We start from the raw sequence: 16,460 nt of genomic DNA on the forward strand, positions 1-16,460 counted from the left end.
TCATCTTCACCTGAATGCGCGTAATGTAGGCCCATCACTTTGTCACTTCCTCTAAGGATATCACCATGTCTCCTTCTCGTATGCCAGCACTGTTTTTAGGCCATGGCAGCCCCATGAACGTTCTGGAAGATAACGTCTATACCCGCGCCTGGTGTCAACTGGGTAAGACGTTACCGCGTCCGAAGGCAATTGTGGTGGTCTCTGCGCACTGGTTTACCCGGGGTACCGGCGTGACGGCCATGGAAGCGCCAAAAACGATCCATGATTTTGGCGGTTTTCCGCAGGCGCTGTACGATACGCATTATCCGGCCCCCGGTTCGCCTGAGCTGGCGCAAACGCTGGTGGATTTGCTGGCACCTTTCCCGGTCACCCTGGATAAAGAGGCCTGGGGCTTTGACCATGGCTCGTGGGGCGTGCTGATTAAGATGTATCCTGATGCGGATATCCCGATGGTGCAACTGAGTATCGACAGCACCAAACCGGCTGCCTGGCATATGGAGATAGGGCGTAAGCTGGCTTCGCTTCGTGATGAGGGCATCATGCTGATTGCCAGTGGCAACGTGGTACACAATCTGCGTACGGTACGCTGGCACGGTGAAAATACGCCGTACCCTTGGGCAACAGCCTTTAATGACTATGTAAAAGACAACCTGACTTGGCAAGGGCCGGTCGAACGGCACCCTTTGGTGAACTATCTGGATCACGACGGCGGTTCGCTCTCTAACCCGACGCCGGAACACTTCTTGCCATTGCTGTATGTATTAGGCGCATGGGACGGTCAGGAGGTTATTACAACACCGGTCGACGGTATTGAGATGGGGAGCTTGAGTATGCTGTCGGTGCAGGTGGGGTAAAACATGCCCGGTGGCGCTGCGCTTACCGGGCCTGCGCTCAACATGTAGGCCGGGTAAGGCGAAGCCGCCACCCGGCAAGTCTTATTCAATAAAAATATGCGGGTAGAAACGCGACAGATCCTGCGTAATCAGCGCGCGATCTTCGCGAATACCAATCCCGGCAGGCTGATCGTTAATAAGCCAGCTGCCGATCAGCGTATAGCTGTCGCCAAACTTCGGCAGTTGATAAAACGCCTGGACGATCATCCCTTCCTCACCGTACGGCCCTTCAACCGCTTCCAGCGTTTTACCGTTTTCGATAATCGAGACGTTCGCGCCTTCACGAGAGAAGATTGGCTTAACGACGTATTTCTCCATTGGCGGGAAATCATCTTCGGCAAAGTAAGCAGGCAGCAGGTTCGGGTGGTTCGGGAACATCTCCCACAGCATCGGCAGCAGGGCTTTATTGGAGATAATGCTCTTCCAGGCTGGTTCCAGCCAGCGCACACCGGCGTCTTCCAGCTTGGTAGAAAACATTTCGCGCAGCATGTATTCCCACGGGTAGAGCTTGAACAGGTTGCTGATCACCTGATCCTGCGTGTCCGTAAACTGACCTTTTTCACCTAAACCGATCTCTTCGATATAGAGGAATTCCGTCGCCACTTCCGCTTCGGCTGCGCAGTCCTGCAAATACTGAACCGTACCGCGATCTTCTTCGGTATCGCGACAGCAGGCGAGGTGCAACAGGTTGAAACCGTGCTGTTCTCGCAGTTCGGCGAAACGCTCAATTAGTTTTTCCTGAAGGCTGTTGAACTGGTCGCTGCCTTCCGGCAAGTTTCCGGCATTCGCCTGATCTTCCAGCCAGATCCACTGGAAGAACGCGGCTTCGTACAGGGAGGTTGGCGTATCTGCGTTGTTTTCTAAAAGCTTCGGTTCACCCACGCCATCCCATGCCAAATCGAGGCGAGAATAGAGCGAAGGCTGGTTCGTTTTCCAGGACTGACGAACAAAGCTCCAGGTGTGCTTCGGAATGCGGAATTTGGTCATCAGCTCATCGCTGTCGATGACTTTCTCTACCACCTTCAGGCACATCTGGTGCAGTTCTGCGGTCACCTCTTCAAGCTTTTCGACCTGCGCGAGCGTGAGTTTATAGTAAGCGTCTTCACACCAGTACGGCTCACCGTACATGGTGTGAAAGTTGAAACCGTATTCGGTGGCTTTTTCGCGCCAGTCCGGGCGCTCGACAATACTGACTCGTTCCATGATCAGCCGCCCATTGAGCGAGTCGAAGAGCCGGTCGCACTACGCTGCATGGTGGTTTGTTTCGCCACAGACTCACCGAAGCCGCCACGGGTAATGGTGCTGGTAGTGGCTGGTTTCGGTGCCATCGCGGTTTTCGGTACGGCCATCGTACGGCCAGGCGTTGCAGCACCGTAACCCTTGCCGGTGGCATCGGTGTATTTACCGTACGCCGGGCTGTTTGGGTTTTTAGAACTAAACAGTGGTTGCTGCTGGTAGCCCGCGCCGCCGCTCATCAGACGGCCCATCATATAACCCGCCATCAGAGGCATCCAGAAGCTACCGCTGGACTGTGCCTGCGCCTGGTTTTCCGGTGCCATACCTGCCTGAGCAGGAGCCTGCTGGCACTGGCCTTCGCCGAATTCGGCTACACAGTCTTCGCGTGAGGCATATTTCGGCGCGGTACGTTCTGCCTCTTTCAGGGCGTTGTTATAGGCCGTCGTACACTCGGCGGCTTTACCGGTTGCGCTCGCACAATCGTCAGCGTTTTGATATAGCGACACCGTTTCGTCGCTTTGCTCACAGCCTGCCAGCATAAAGACGGCGGTGACCGCCAGCGCGACAGGTGTCAGGTGGCGTGCGTTCCAGCTTTTGCGGAACGACGCGTGATTCATCGTTTTTGTCCGTTTCATATTTGTCTTCCAGGACCCAAGGGTATTAACGCTCAGGATAGAGGATGAGTGGTTGAAAATGAAGCGAAGAGGGGCGAAATCCGGGGGATCTTTACGTTGGCTTACGTTCGGAGGGGATTAATGTGCTCCCTCTCCCTGTGGGAGAGGGCTGGGGTGAGGGCATCAGGCCGCATTGGGCCTGATGACACACTTAGTTACGGAACGGATTCGTGCCGCTGCTCGCAGGTGAGGTGCTGCGCGCTGCCGCTGGCTGTGCAACCGGGACGCTGCCGTTAGCGTTGAAGTTATCAACCGCGGCATCCTGCTCTGGATTTTCCGGCGCCACGCTGTCAGGCGACGTGGATACCGGTTTACCCAGCGTACTGTTCAGCATTTGCAGATCCTGCTCGTTCAGCGTACCCAGCGCCTGCTTGATGTTCAGCTGGTTAATCAGGTACTGGTAACGTGCGCTGGAGAGCTGCTGTTTCGCGTTATACAGCGTGGTCGTTGCGTCTAACACGTCAACGATGGTACGCGTACCGACGGAGTAGCCTGCTTCCATCGCGTCCAGAGAGCTTTGCGCAGAGACAACGGCCTGTTTGTAGGCGTTGATGCTACTGATAGAGGCATTGACGTTGTTAAAGGAAGAACGCACGGTCTGCACCACGTTGCGGTGCGCGCTTTCCAGCTGCTCGCTGGCACCCACAAAGTTGTACTGCGCCTGTTTCACCTGAGAGTTAACCATCCCGCCCTGGTACAGCGGCAGAGAGAAGCTGAGGCCCACTTTGTTCTGGCCAACGTTGCTGTCGTCATAGGCCTGAGACGTCGTTTTAGACCCGCTGTAGCTGGTATCCGATACGCCGGTAGAGGCGCTCAGGCTCAGAGTTGGCAGGTGACCATCCTGTGCAAGGCGGATCTGCTCGCGTGCCAGATCCTGGCTCAGGCGCGCCTGCAATAAGGTCAGGTTGCGGTTTTCCGCTTCTTTCAGCAGAGCATTAACCGCCTGCGGTTTGTCCGTTTTGAAACTGTCCACGTTCAGAGAGGCCAGCTCAGGATAGTAGTTACCGGTGACCTGACGCAGTGCTTCCAGTGCGTTGTCGAGGTTGTTACGTGCGGTCACTTCGTTAGCCAGTACGGTATCGTACTGTGAACGGGCGTTCTGCACGTCCGTGATCGCGACCAGGCCAACGTTAAAACGCTGGGTGGTTTGATCTAACTGGCGGTAAATCGCCTGTTTCTGCGCTTCGGTATAGGAGAGCGCGTCAATCGCGCTCAGTACCTGGAAATAGGCGGTCGCGGTATTCAGGATCAGCGTTTGCTGATCGGTCTGATAGGTGACATCCTGAATGCCTGCGCTCTTTTCCTGCAAACTCAGTTCACGCCATTTGGACATGTCGAACAGGGTCTGTGTAAGCTGTAAAGAGGCGCTGGTGGCATTCGAGTCGATGCCATTGTTATCGCGAAAACCGTTAGTGTAGGTATAATCTGCACCTAAGCCTAACTGCGGCAGCAGTGGACTACGTGCTTCGTTAATCTTTTCAAACGCAGCATCACGATCGGCCGCTGATTTACGTAAATCAGGGTTGCCCAGACGTGCCTGCTGGTAGACCTGTAACAGGTTCTCTGCCTGGCTCATTGCACTGAAGCCCGTCAGGCTCAGGCCGATAAGGATGGGGAGCAATTTCTTCATTTGCATTCCTTGTTGTGAAGCAGTATTAGCGCTGATCTAATTAAAAATAATTGCCGATTCTAACAGAATCATCCACACCAAAAGGTTGGCGTAACGTGCCATCTGGCGGTAATTTGCTCCAATCTACCATATAGCCATACAAACGGCAGCCAAACAGCCTTGAAATTCACAATTTCATCACCATTGCTACCAGGACTCGACCGATGCAAAAACCAGAAAACGTGCCTGTCACCTTCGCCAAAAACGATGTAGAAATTATTGCACGAGAAACGCTTTATAGCGGTTTTTTTTCAATGGAACTTTACCGTTTCAGGCATCGCCTGTTTAACGGTGAAATGAGCGGTGAAATCAAACGCGAAATTTTTGAGCGCGGGCATGCGGCAGTCTTGCTACCCTTTGACCCAGTGCGTGATGAAGTCGTGCTGGTCGAGCAGGTCCGTATTGCGGCGTATGATACCAGCGAAACGCCGTGGTTGCTGGAGATGGTGGCCGGGATGATCGAGGAGGGTGAGTCGGTCGAAGACGTCGCTCGCCGCGAGGCGCTGGAAGAGGCAGGCCTGGCGATCGGTCGGACGAAATCGGTGTTGAGCTACCTGGCAAGTCCGGGGGGAACAACGGAACGCTCATCTATTATGGTGGGCGAAGTGGACGCCACGACAGCGAAAGGGATCCACGGTCTGGCAGATGAAAACGAAGATATTCGGGTTCATGTGGTGAGTCGGGAGCAGGCTTACCAGTGGGTAGAAGAGGGTTTAATCGACAACGCAGCGTCTGTCATCGCCTTGCAATGGCTGCAACTGCATCATCAGAATTTACGAAACGAGTGGAAAAAATGAAGCGCTATACACCTGACTTTCCAGAAATGATGCGCCTGTGCGAAACCAATTTCGCCCAGCTGCGCCGCCTGCTGCCGCGAAACGACGCGCCCGGCGAAACGGTAAGCTATCAGGTGAGCAACGCGCAGTATCGGTTAACGATAACAGAATCAACGCGCTACACTACGCTGGTGGAGATTGAGCAAACGGCGCCGAGCATCAGCTACTGGAGCCTGCCGTCAATGACGGTACGTCTTTATCATGATGCGATGGTCGCTGAAGTGTGTTCAAGCCAGCAGATCTTTCGCTTCAAAGCGCGGTATGATTATCCGAATAAAAAGTTGCATCAACGCGACGAAAAGCATCAAATTAACCAGTTTTTAGCCGACTGGCTAAGATATTGTTTAGCACATGGAGCAATGGCGATTCCGGTTTGTTAGCGTCATAAACCTACCTAAGGACACCATTTGGAAAGCCTGTTGAACCTGACTGTTGCTGGTGGGGCGCCAGTCAGGATATTACAAATCACCGACACCCACCTTTTTGCCGAAAAGCATGAGACGCTTCTGGGCGTGAACACCTGGGAGAGTTATCAGGCGGTTCTTGACGCGATCCATGCTGAAAAGCGGCCATGCGATCTGATCGTCGCGACAGGCGATCTGGCGCAGGATCAATCCTCCGCAGCCTATCAGCATTTCGCCGAAGGAATTGCGAGCTTTAGTGTGCCTTGCGTCTGGCTACCGGGCAATCACGATTTTCAGCCCGCCATGTACAGTTCGCTTCAGGAGGCGGGGATTTCGCCGGCAAAATGTGTCTTTACGGGGGACCAGTGGCAAATTCTGCTCCTCGACAGTCAGGTGTTTGGCGTTCCGCACGGTGAGTTGAGCGACTATCAGCTTGACTGGCTGGAGACAAAACTGGCCGCCGAACCGAATCGTAATACGCTGCTGTTACTGCATCATCATCCGTTGCCGGCGGGCTGTAGCTGGCTTGATCAGCACAGCTTACGCAACTCTGCGGCGCTGGATAGCGTGCTGGCGAAATTCCCGCGCGTGAAAAATTTGCTGTGTGGGCACATTCACCAGGAACAGGATCTCGACTGGAACGGTCGCCGCCTGCTCGCGACGCCGTCCACCTGCGTGCAGTTCAAGCCCCATTGCGCTAACTTCACGCTGGACACCATCGGACCGGGCTGGCGCTGGCTGGACCTGCATGCCGACGGCTCGCTGACCACCGAAGTGTGCCGTCTGGCTGGCGCGCAGTTCCGCCCGGATACCGCTTCAGAAGGCTATTGATGTCGACGCTCCTCTATCTGCACGGGTTCAACAGTTCTCCGCGTTCCGCAAAGGCGACGCAGTTTCGCCAGTGGCTGAGCGAACATCATCCGCACGTGGAGATGATTATTCCGCAACTGCCCCCTTATCCGGCGGACGCGGCAGAAATGCTGGAATCGATTGTGCTTGAACACGGCGGCGAATCGTTTGGCGTTGTCGGCTCGTCCCTCGGCGGCTACTACGCCACCTGGCTGTCGCAATGCTTTATGTTGCCCGCTGTCGTCGTTAACCCGGCGGTCCGGCCATTTGAGCTGTTAAGGGACTTTCTTGGCGAAAACGAGAACCCCTACACCGGCCAACAATATGTGCTAGAGTCACGCCATATTTACGATCTCAAAGTTATGCAGGTCGACCCGCTTGAAGCGCCCGATCTTATCTGGCTGCTGCAACAGACGGGAGATGAAGTGCTGGATTACCGCCAGGCAGTGGCGTATTACGCATCCTGCCGCCAGACTGTAGAAGAGGGCGGAAACCATGCTTTCACGGGCTTTGAAGATCATTTCACCCAGATTGTCGATTTTCTTGGACTGCACAGCCACTGACAATCAATGCGAATTGCTAGCTTAAATCATGACGCAAACCTATAACGCTGATGCCATTGAGGTACTCACCGGGCTTGAGCCGGTTCGCCGCCGCCCGGGGATGTACACCGATACGACGCGCCCAAACCACCTGGGCCAGGAAGTAATTGATAACAGTGTGGACGAAGCGCTGGCAGGTCATGCCAAACGCGTGGACGTTATCCTGCACGCCGATCAGTCGCTGGAAGTCATCGACGATGGCCGCGGCATGCCGGTGGATATTCACCCGGAAGAGGGGGTTCCTGCCGTTGAGCTGATCCTCTGCCGTCTGCACGCGGGCGGTAAGTTCTCCAACAAAAACTACCAGTTCTCTGGCGGCTTGCACGGCGTGGGGATCTCTGTGGTTAACGCCCTGTCAAAGCGCGTGGAAGTGAACGTCCGTCGCGACGGCCAGGTGTATAACATCGCGTTTGAAAACGGCGAAAAAGTGCAGGATTTGCAGGTCGTCGGGACGTGCGGTAAACGCAACACCGGCACCAGCGTCCATTTCTGGCCTGACGAAAGCTTCTTCGACAGCCCACGCTTTTCTGTTTCCCGCCTGACGCACCTGCTGAAAGCCAAAGCGGTGCTGTGCCCAGGCGTAGAAATCACCTTTAAAGATCACGTTAACAACACCGAACAGAGCTGGCGCTACGAAAAGGGTCTGAACGACTACCTGTGCGAAGCGGTTAACGGCCTGCCGACCCTGCCGGAAAAACCGTTCGTCGGGAATTTCGAAGGTGATACCGAGGCGGTGGACTGGGCGCTGCTGTGGCTACCTGAAGGCGGTGAGCTGCTGACGGAAAGCTACGTCAACCTGATCCCAACGCTGCTCGGTGGGACGCACGTCAACGGCCTGCGTCAGGGTCTGCTGGATGCGATGCGCGAGTTCTGCGAATACCGCAACATTCTGCCGCGCGGAGTGAAGCTTTCCGCAGAAGATATCTGGGACCGCTGCGCCTACGTGCTTTCCGTGAAAATGCAGGATCCGCAGTTTGCCGGTCAGACTAAAGAGCGCCTGTCGTCACGCCAGTGTGCGGCGTTTGTTTCCGGCGTGGTGAAAGATGCGTTTACCCTGTGGCTGAACCAGAACGTTCAGGCCGCAGAAATGCTGGCTGAAATGGCGATCTCCAGCGCCCAGCGTCGTCTGCGCGCGGCGAAGAAAGTGGTGCGTAAAAAGCTGACCAGCGGCCCCGCGCTGCCGGGCAAGCTGGCGGACTGTACCGCGCAGGATCTCAACCGCACCGAGCTTTTCCTGGTGGAAGGGGACTCGGCGGGCGGATCGGCCAAGCAGGCGCGCGATCGTGAATATCAGGCGATCATGCCGCTCAAGGGTAAGATCCTCAACACCTGGGAAGTCTCGTCTGATGAAGTGCTGGCCTCGCAGGAAGTACACGACATCTCCGTGGCGATCGGCATCGATCCGGACAGCGACGATCTGAGCCAGCTGCGCTACGGCAAGATCTGCATTCTCGCGGATGCGGACTCCGATGGTCTGCACATCGCCACGCTGCTGTGCGCGCTGTTCGTGAAGCACTTCCGCACGCTGGTGAAAAACGGTCACGTCCACGTGGCGCTGCCGCCGCTGTACCGTATCGACCTTGGCAAAGAAGTCTACTATGCGCTGACGGAAGAAGAGAAAGCGGGCGTGCTGGAACAGCTGAAGCGCAAGAAGGGCAAACCGAACGTGCAGCGCTTTAAAGGGCTGGGCGAGATGAACCCGATGCAGCTTCGCGAAACGACGTTGGATCCGAACACGCGCCGTCTGGTGCAGCTGACGATCAGCGACGAAGACGAACAGCAAACCAACGCCATGATGGATATGCTCCTTGCCAAGAAACGTTCGGAAGACCGACGTAACTGGCTGCAGGAGAAAGGCGATATGGCGGATATTGAGGCCTGATGCTGAAAAAGCCCTGCGATGCAGGGCTTTTTTTTGCCCGGTGGCGCTGCGCTTACCGGGCCTACGATCGCTCCTCTCGCCCCTCTTGGGAGAGGGTTAGGGTGAGGGGAACGCCTCGTACTGACGTCAAAACTCCATCTTCACCGTAAACTGCACTTCACGCGGGTCGCCAATCTGGTTGCCCAGGTTATTGGTCGCAATCGACGACGTGTAGTAGGTCTTATCAAACAAATTCTTCACGTTCACCTGTAGCGTCACCGGATATTGCAGCTTCATTTTGTACGCCGCAAATGCATCCGCCACGAAATAGCCCGGCAGATAATAATCCGCACCGTTAGTCGCTGAACGACGGCTCACGCCGTGCCCGCCGCCGCCAATTGTCAGCGTATTCCCGGCAAACGCATTGTGAATATCGTACGTCAGGAACAGGGAGCCGGTATGGCGCGGCACGTTCGGCAGCGGTTTGCCCGCGTAGTCCGGGTCTTCCAGCACCTTCGCATCGGTATAGCCGTAGCTGGCGATAATGTTGGTGTTCTCGGTCAGCGATCCGGCGAGATCCACTTCGACACCCTGCGAGCGCACGCGGCCCGCGGTTTTGGCGACGGTTTCATCACCGATGCTCTCGGTGTACAGCACGTTGCGCTTGTGGATATCAAACAGCGCGATGTTGGCGGTAATGCCGTCGAACAGGTCGAATTTAGCACCTATTTCATACGCGTTCGACGTTTCCGGCGGCAGGTCGCCGATGTAGCTCGCAATGGACGACTGCGGCATAAACGTCTGGGAATAGTTAGCAAACAGGGAGACTGCCGGCGTGAGCTTGTATACCAGGCCCAGCTTCGGCGTCCACTGGTCGTCGCGGCTGTCGGTGTTGACATTAAACGGACGGCCTTTGCCCGCGTACTGGGTGTAATACTGGTAGCGCAGTCCGGCAACGGCGATCCATTTATCGGTCAGGTACAGTGCGTCCTGCGCGTAAGCGGAGTAGCTCTCCTGCTTGATGGTTTGATCGCTGTCGGATGCCGAGACGGTGGTGCACTTGCCGAGGCTGCCGTAGCTCGGGTTGTAAATATTGAAATCCTTAACGTTCTTACAACGGATCATGTCCGTACGCAGCAGATCGTAATTCTCATACGACACGCCGGTCAGGATCTCATTGTAAAAGCCCGCGATGTCCACGTTCCCCTGCAAATCTGCCCGCGTTGTGTGCATACGCTGGGTCGAACCCTGGGTCGCATCCACGCGGCGGGTCAGGTTGCCGGTTTTTGAATCGTAGGCCATCACGCGAGCCTGGTTATCGCTGTACTTATCCTGGCTGTAGCTGTAGTCGAACTTCGCGGTCCACTGGCTGTTAAGGCGATACTCCGCGTTAAGCTGAGCGAGGTCGGACTGACCGTCGGTCACGTTAAATGGCTCATCAAAGCGGGTTTTGCGATCGACGTCGACGGCCTTTTTGGTGTTGAGATCGAAGATCGTTCCGCGATCGAACGGCGTTTTATAGTCGCGATGCGAATAGAGCACGGTCACGGTGGCATCATCGCCGAACCAGGTCAAAGACGGGGCGATAAAGGTGCTGCGTTCGGTGCCGTAATTACGCCAGTAATCCTCGTCCTGATACTCCCCCGTCAGGCGATAGGCCAGACGCGTACCTTCAATCGGACCGGTGACGTCAAACTGTCCGGTACCGCCGCCAAAGCTGGTTGATGTGGCAGAAATCGAGCCGCCGAAGGTTTTCTCCGGGCGTTTGGTCACCACGTTAATCAGGCCGCCGGGGTCGAGAATACCGTAAAGGGTCGAGGCCGGGCCTTTTAGCACCTCCACGCGCTCGGTTGCGGCATTGAAGCTGCGCGGCAGCACGGTGCGCAGGCCGTTGGTCATGATCGAGCCATCGCGGTTTGCGCCGAAGCCACGGCGCACGAAGGCATCCTGCGTGCCGCCCAGGGTGTTGGTCTGCACCACGTTGCTGACGTTATACAGCGCCTCGTCGAGCGTGGTCGCGTTTTGGTCTTCCAGCACTTTATCGCTGACGGTATTGACCACCTGCGGGATGTCCAGCATCGGCATGTTGGTCAGCGTGGCGGTGGAGGTGTTCAGGGGCTGATAGCCGCTGGTGGCGTCGGTGGAAGCGTAAGGGTCGGCAGTGACGGTAAGCGTCTCACCGTCTTTTGCTGCTGCGTGCACCAGAGGCGCCATGAACAGGAGTGAAAAGAGCGCGCGCCCTTTTACCCCGGCGAATGAAGGTGTGAACTTAGCCATTACATCTGTTTTCCCAAAATATCCTGCGATGAAATGCTCGCGGAAGAATGTGTGAGTCATTGCCCTTACGGTCTGTCCGTTAGCCTCTACGGCATCGGACTTGTAATTGAGAATCATTCAAGCATGAGGGAATGTAGTAGTAAATGGAATAAATAAAAATTTCGCTACAGAGGTTTCTCTCTGGCTAATACGCGTTTATTTCTTGTTTAAGACATTGAAAATAATTGATAAAAAAGAATTATAATTTGTGAAGCGATGCTCGGTTATCCCTGGGGTTTACAGGGTATATCTTCGCTTGACTACTACATGGCGCGGCGGCAAACTCACAAAAGAGAATGAGTTTTATTTTTATTTGTTGGTTTTTTTTCTTACGTTGGCGTTCACGTGGCTCACTACATTAAAAAACCGGGACTGGTTCTTGAGAACCTCTCCGCGGGTTACCAGAAAAAAATCATCGTTGATGATATCTCCCTTGCGATCCCCCAGCAGAAAATGACTGTTCTGGTGGGCGCAAACGGCTGCGGAAAATCGACGCTGTTAAGTACCCTCGCGCGGCTGCTTCAGCCGCTCGGCGGCAGCGCGGTGCTGGACGGCAAAGCCATCCACTCGCAGCCAACCAAAGCGGTCGCCCGCCAGCTCGGGATCCTCCCGCAGTCTCCGCTGCTTCCAGAAGGGTTAACCGTATTTGAGCTGGTCTCGCGCGGACGTTTCCCCTGGCAGAACGTGATGCGCCAGTGGAGCGAGGAAGACGAGCGGGCCGTGGAGGAGGCGTTACGCCTGACCGGGACGGCAGAGTTTGCCCATCATCTGGTTGAAAGCCTGTCCGGCGGCCAGCGCCAGCGCTGTTGGATCGCCATGGTGCTGGCGCAGCAAACGCCCTATATCCTGCTGGATGAACCCACGACGTACCTCGATCTTCGCTACCAGGTGGAGATCCTCGAACTGCTGCACACGCTGACTCGCCGGCACGGGCGCACCGTGGTGGTGGTTCTGCACGATCTCAACTTCGCCGTGAACTACGGTGATTCGCTGGTCTTTTTACGTCAGGGAAAGGTTGAGGGGGTACTGCATGAGGGCGATGCCTGCACGCCGGAGCTGATCAAAGCGGTGTTTGATGTCGACGTGCATATGTCGGTTAACCCGCTGACCGGCAAGCCGTTCTTTATGCCGTTCCGTCAGGCTGTCGACAAACCATGATGCGCACGTCTGTGGCCTTTATTCTCTTTACGCTGCTGCTTCTGGCAGGCGCGATTGCGCACCTGAGCATCGGGGCGCGCGTTATCGCCCCCCGGACGGTAGTAGACGCATTTTTCCACTTCGACCCGCGCAATTTTGAGCATAGCGTGATCGTCAGGCTGCGCTTGATGCGACTGTGCGCCGCCCTGGTGACGGGCGCGGCGCTCGGCGTCGCGGGCGTGCTGCTGCAGTCAGTGATCCGCAACCCGCTCGGCGAGCCGCATATCCTGGGGCTAAATGCAGGGGCGGCGCTGGCGGTGGTGCTGACGAGTGCCCTCGGGCTGTCGCTGCCGTTTGGCCGCCCTCTGATAGCCGCAGCCGGCGCCGCCGCGCTCTTTTTGCTGGTGCTAACGTTCTCCTCATCCGGGCGTACCGGTCTCACGCCGATGAAGGTCACGCTATGCGGCGTGGCGATGTCGGCATTTGCCTCATCGATAACCGCCACGGTGTTGATTCTGGATGAACAGACGCTGCTGGCCATGCGGACCTGGCTTGCGGGGGATGTGGCGGGAGTCATCGGCGAGACGACCGCTAGCGCCGCGGGGGCCGCTGCCGTGGGTTTTGCGCTGGCGCTCTGGCTGTCGCCGTCGCTGAACATGCTGGCGCTGGGGGACAGAATGGCGCAGGGGCTTGGCGTGTCGCTGCTGAAAACGCGCCTGCTCGCGCTGCTGGCCATCGCCCTGCTGTGCGGCGCGGCGGTTTCAGTTGCCGGACCGATCGGGTTTATCGGACTCGTGGTGCCGCAGCTGATTCGCCGTCTGGTATCGGTGGACCTGCGCGTGATGGTGCCGCTCTCAGCCCTCTGCGGGGCGCTGGTTCTGCTGATGGCGGATATCGCCGCCCGCACGCTGTTTACGCCGTATGAGCTGGCAACCGGCGTGATGACTGCGCTGGTCGGCGCGCCGGTCTTTATCCTTATGGCGTCAAGGATGTTCAAATGAACCGGGCTGGATTGAGGGCAGTACGATTTTCCTCCTTCTCGGCGCTGGTTCGCCCGAGGGCGCTGCTGTATCTGACCGTTTTAACCCTTGCCGTTTTACTGCTGCTAAGTTTTGGCCTGACGCACGGCTCGCTGCCCATTCCTGCTTCCGCCATCGGACGTGCGCTGTTTTATCCTGAACGTCTGACGGCGGATGCGCATTACATTGTGATGGATATCCGCCTGCCGCGCCTGCTGATGGCGGTGCTGTGCGGCGCGATGCTCGGCATGGCGGGGGCGGCCATGCAGTCCATTACCCGCAACGGCCTTGCTGACCCCGGACTTATCGGCGTGAAAGAGGGCTGTAGCGCGGCGGTGCTGCTGCTGATTTTTCAGTTTCCGGGATTGGGGCCGTACTGGCGTCCACTTATCGGCATGGCCGGTGGGCTGCTGACCGCGCTGCTGGTAGTGGCGCTGGCGCGTGATATCTCGCGCCCGCGATTCATCCTGATCGGCATCGGCGTGTCATGGGCGTTTGCCGCCGCGATGGGAGTCTTTATGACGACCGCCGACGTGCGCGACGTCCAGACGGCGATGCTGTGGCTGGCGGGGAGTCTGCATGCGGCAAGCTGGACGCTGGTCAGCATCGCTGCTGCCTGGACAGTGCCGGCGTTTGCGCTGCTGCTCTTTACCGCGCGCGCCGCAGACGTAGCCTTGCTCGGCAACCACACTGCGACGGGGCTGGGCGTGCGGACTTCACGCCTCGCGCTGCTGCGCGTGTTTGCCCCCGTGGTGCTCACCGCGGCCTGCGTCTCCTGCGTGGGGAGTATCGGCTTTGTCGGGCTGATTGCCCCGCACATGGCGCGCCTGCTGCTGCGCGGAGGGCAAACGGCACTGCTGACGGGAAGTGCCGTACTGGGCGCGCTGCTGGTGCTGCTGGCGGATAACGTCGGGCGGCTGGCATTTCTCCCGTTGCAGCTGCCGGCGGGAATTGTCATTTCACTGATTGGCGGACCGTTTTTCCTGCTGCTGCTCTGGCAGCGTCGGGATCGATTTTAGGGGATAGAAATGCGCGTATTTTTTGCAATGCTGGTGCTGGTGGGTTTTGCTGCAGGAGCCGCAGAGCCAACGCAGACGTTTACTGACGACCTGAACCGCAAAGTGGTGGTGCCGGTTAACCCGAAGCGGATTGTGTCCCTGCACGACCTGGATATCACCATTCCGCTGATCGAGCTTGGCGTACCGCCGGTTGCCAGCCATGGCCGTACCCGACCGGACGGCAGCCATTTTCTGCGCTCCAGCGGCATGCTGACGGGCATCGATTTTGATAATTCCGACATCACATTCATCGGCACCGCCGATATCGATATTGAAGCCATCGCCGCGGCGAAGCCGGATCTTATCATCACCGAGCCGACCCGCAACACGCCGATCGAACAGCTGGAAAAAATTGCCCCGACGGTGAGTATCGATCACCTCGACGGCGGCGCGCCGGAGATCTACCGCAAGCTGGCGCAGCTTACCGGGACAGAGGCGCGGCTGAAGATTCTGGAGCGTCGCTATCAGGAGCAGATCGAGGCGCTAAAGGCGACCATCGATACGAGCAAACTGACCGTCTCGGTGATTCAGGCCAATCAGGGCAAAATCAACGCCATGCACAGCTACCACTCGCTTGGGCGCGTGCTGCGCGACGCAGGGTTCAGGTTCCCGCCGCTGATTGAGAGCATCCCGGAGGGCGGGCGCATCGACGTCAGCGCCGAGCGTCTGCCGGAGCTGGATGCTGACTTTGTCTTTGCAACCTGGCGCGGGGACACCGGCGGAAAACCGCAGGACGAGCTGGCGGCGATGGATGCGGTGATGCCGGGCTGGTGTCAGTTTCTCAACGCCTGCCGAACCGGGCATTACGTGCTCATCTCCCGCGAGGAAGCGATCTCAAATTCATTTGCCTCGCTGGGGCTGATGGCCGCGCAGGTGCAGTCGCAGATAGCGGGCCGTCCGCTGCCGGAGGCCGCTCGATGATCCGAAAAATTGATGTCTACGGCGACCGCCTCCGCTCGCGGGCGCACCAGCTGACGCCGCGCCTGCTGCAGGTGGCGAGCTATATCAATGAAAATCGTGAAGCGGTTATGGAGCAGACGGCAATGGAGATTGCCGCTGTGCTACACACCTCGGACGCCACCGTGGTGCGTGCCATTCAGGCGCTTGGGTTTGGCGGGCTGCGGGATCTCAAGCAGACCCTGGAGCAGTGGTTTGGCCCGGTGGTCACCTCCAGCGAGAAGATGTCCACGACGGTAAACACGCTTACCAGCGACGTCGACGCGAGCATCGATTTTGTGCTGGAAGGCCATCAACACACCTGCGCGGTGTTGTCCGAACCGGGCAACCGCTACGCGATGGCGCAGGCGGTGTCGCTGCTGGCGCAGGCGAGACAGGTCGCTATTTTTGGCATTGGCGCATCCGGCATTCTGGCTGAGTACACCTCGCGACTGTTTAGCCGTATAGGCCTGCCTGCGATCCCGCTCAACCGCACCGGTATTGGCCTCGCCGAACAGCTGATTGCCCTACAGCGCGGTGACGTGCTGGTAATGATGGCGCAAAAATCCGCGCACCGGGAGGGACAGACCACGCTGCGCGAAGCGAAGCGCCTGGGTATTCCCACCATTTTGCTGACCAACGCCACTGACTCGCGCTTTAGCAAAGAGGCAAGCGTAGTGATCCACGTCCCGCGCGGCGGCGAGAAGGGCAAAATCCCGCTGCACGGCACGGTGCTGCTGTGCCTGGAGATGATTATTCTGTCCGTCGCCTCCACCGAGCCGCAGCGCACCATCAAGTCGATGAAGCGCATCAACGAGTTACACCGCGGATTAAAGCCGGGCAAGAAGAGCGGTTGATTTTCCCCCTCTCCCCGTGGGCTGAGGGATCCCCAGTAATTTTTTTATGCAGAAGCAATAAAGTTGCTTTCTAAATGACTGAGGGCTGTCAGCGATGCCCTGGTCCGGCTGTA

At 57.4% G+C, this 16,460-nt stretch carries 15 protein-coding genes; 11 read left to right on the forward strand and 4 right to left on the reverse strand.

The window, feature by feature from the left end; genetic code table 11:
• Window positions 1–65 precede the first annotated feature (65 nt).
• The gene (gene ygiD / locus ACOTX2_RS11470) at window positions 66–854 is read left to right on the forward strand and encodes a 4,5-DOPA dioxygenase extradiol (RefSeq protein ID WP_045307992.1); all 789 of its coding nucleotides are present in this window, start codon (window positions 66–68) and stop codon (window positions 852–854) included.
• 81 nt (window positions 855–935) lie between these two features.
• Here the strand turns inward: ygiD and ACOTX2_RS11475 are convergent, their stop codons facing one another.
• The 3 genes from ACOTX2_RS11475 to tolC all read right to left on the reverse strand — a co-directional run bounded on the left by ACOTX2_RS11475 (window position 936) and on the right by tolC (window position 4,433).
• Window positions 936–2,096 (reverse strand): glutathionylspermidine synthase family protein, encoded by a 1,161-nt coding sequence (locus ACOTX2_RS11475; protein WP_022649428.1) that lies wholly within the window; start codon window positions 2,094–2,096, stop codon window positions 936–938.
• Window positions 2,097–2,098: 2 nt separating this feature from the next.
• Window positions 2,099–2,764: a DUF1190 family protein gene (locus ACOTX2_RS11480; RefSeq protein ID WP_045307990.1), complete on the reverse strand. Its 666-nt coding sequence runs from the start codon at window positions 2,762–2,764 to the stop codon at window positions 2,099–2,101.
• Between the two features lie 190 nt (window positions 2,765–2,954).
• Window positions 2,955–4,433 carry an outer membrane channel protein TolC gene (gene tolC / locus ACOTX2_RS11485; RefSeq protein WP_063147892.1) on the reverse strand — a complete coding sequence of 493 codons (1,479 nt, stop codon included), beginning with the start codon at window positions 4,431–4,433 and terminating at the stop codon, window positions 2,955–2,957.
• A 203-nt stretch (window positions 4,434–4,636) separates the two neighbouring features.
• On the opposite strand from tolC, the gene nudF reads away from it, so the two are divergent.
• Genes nudF through parE form a run of 5 tightly spaced genes read left to right on the forward strand, consistent with a single transcriptional unit; the run spans window position 4,637 to window position 9,045 of the window.
• A complete protein-coding gene (gene nudF / locus ACOTX2_RS11490) occupies window positions 4,637–5,269 on the forward strand; it encodes an ADP-ribose diphosphatase (protein WP_063147891.1) in 633 nt (210 codons plus the stop codon).
• Entirely contained in the window at window positions 5,266–5,688 is a 423-nt protein-coding gene (locus ACOTX2_RS11495; protein WP_003862516.1) for a DUF1249 family protein, read from the forward strand. The genes nudF and ACOTX2_RS11495 overlap by 4 nt, the downstream gene beginning before the upstream one ends.
• A 27-nt stretch (window positions 5,689–5,715) precedes the next feature.
• Entirely contained in the window at window positions 5,716–6,543 is an 828-nt protein-coding gene (gene cpdA / locus ACOTX2_RS11500) for a 3',5'-cyclic-AMP phosphodiesterase (protein ID WP_022649424.1), read from the forward strand.
• A complete protein-coding gene (gene yqiA, locus ACOTX2_RS11505) occupies window positions 6,543–7,124 on the forward strand; it encodes an esterase YqiA (RefSeq protein ID WP_023306967.1) in 582 nt (193 codons plus the stop codon). The genes cpdA and yqiA overlap by 1 nt, the downstream gene beginning before the upstream one ends.
• 28 nt (window positions 7,125–7,152) lie before the next feature.
• Entirely contained in the window at window positions 7,153–9,045 is a 1,893-nt protein-coding gene (parE, locus tag ACOTX2_RS11510) for a DNA topoisomerase IV subunit B (RefSeq protein ID WP_023306966.1), read from the forward strand.
• A 126-nt stretch (window positions 9,046–9,171) separates the two neighbouring features.
• Here parE and ACOTX2_RS11515 read toward each other — a convergent pair whose 3' ends face one another.
• On the reverse strand, window positions 9,172–11,301 hold the full coding sequence (locus ACOTX2_RS11515; protein WP_048966408.1) for a TonB-dependent siderophore receptor: 2,130 nt from the start codon (window positions 11,299–11,301) through the stop codon (window positions 9,172–9,174).
• Window positions 11,302–11,685: 384 nt separating this feature from the next.
• On the opposite strand from ACOTX2_RS11515, the gene ACOTX2_RS11520 reads away from it, so the two are divergent.
• Genes ACOTX2_RS11520 through ACOTX2_RS11540 form a run of 5 tightly spaced genes read left to right on the forward strand, consistent with a single transcriptional unit; the run spans window position 11,686 to window position 16,347 of the window.
• A complete protein-coding gene (locus ACOTX2_RS11520; RefSeq protein WP_023306964.1) occupies window positions 11,686–12,498 on the forward strand; it encodes an ABC transporter ATP-binding protein in 813 nt (270 codons plus the stop codon).
• The gene (locus ACOTX2_RS11525) at window positions 12,495–13,478 is read left to right on the forward strand and encodes a FecCD family ABC transporter permease (RefSeq protein WP_022649420.1); all 984 of its coding nucleotides are present in this window, start codon (window positions 12,495–12,497) and stop codon (window positions 13,476–13,478) included. The genes ACOTX2_RS11520 and ACOTX2_RS11525 overlap by 4 nt, the downstream gene beginning before the upstream one ends.
• Window positions 13,475–14,515, forward strand: coding sequence for a FecCD family ABC transporter permease (locus ACOTX2_RS11530; RefSeq protein ID WP_038416737.1), 1,041 nt, complete (start codon window positions 13,475–13,477; stop codon window positions 14,513–14,515). The genes ACOTX2_RS11525 and ACOTX2_RS11530 overlap by 4 nt, the downstream gene beginning before the upstream one ends.
• 9 nt (window positions 14,516–14,524) lie before the next feature.
• Complete coding sequence (locus ACOTX2_RS11535) at window positions 14,525–15,475, forward strand: iron-siderophore ABC transporter substrate-binding protein (RefSeq protein WP_063147890.1); 951 nt, start codon at window positions 14,525–14,527, stop codon at window positions 15,473–15,475.
• Window positions 15,472–16,347 (forward strand): MurR/RpiR family transcriptional regulator, encoded by an 876-nt coding sequence (locus ACOTX2_RS11540; protein ID WP_015571883.1) that lies wholly within the window; start codon window positions 15,472–15,474, stop codon window positions 16,345–16,347. Before ACOTX2_RS11535 ends, ACOTX2_RS11540 begins: the two co-directional genes overlap by 4 nt.
• Window positions 16,348–16,460 lie beyond the last annotated feature (113 nt).

It is taken from the genome of Enterobacter cloacae complex sp. IR5412 (assembly GCF_049237385.1).
Classification (GTDB): Bacteria; Pseudomonadota; Gammaproteobacteria; order Enterobacterales; family Enterobacteriaceae; genus Enterobacter; species Enterobacter intestinihominis.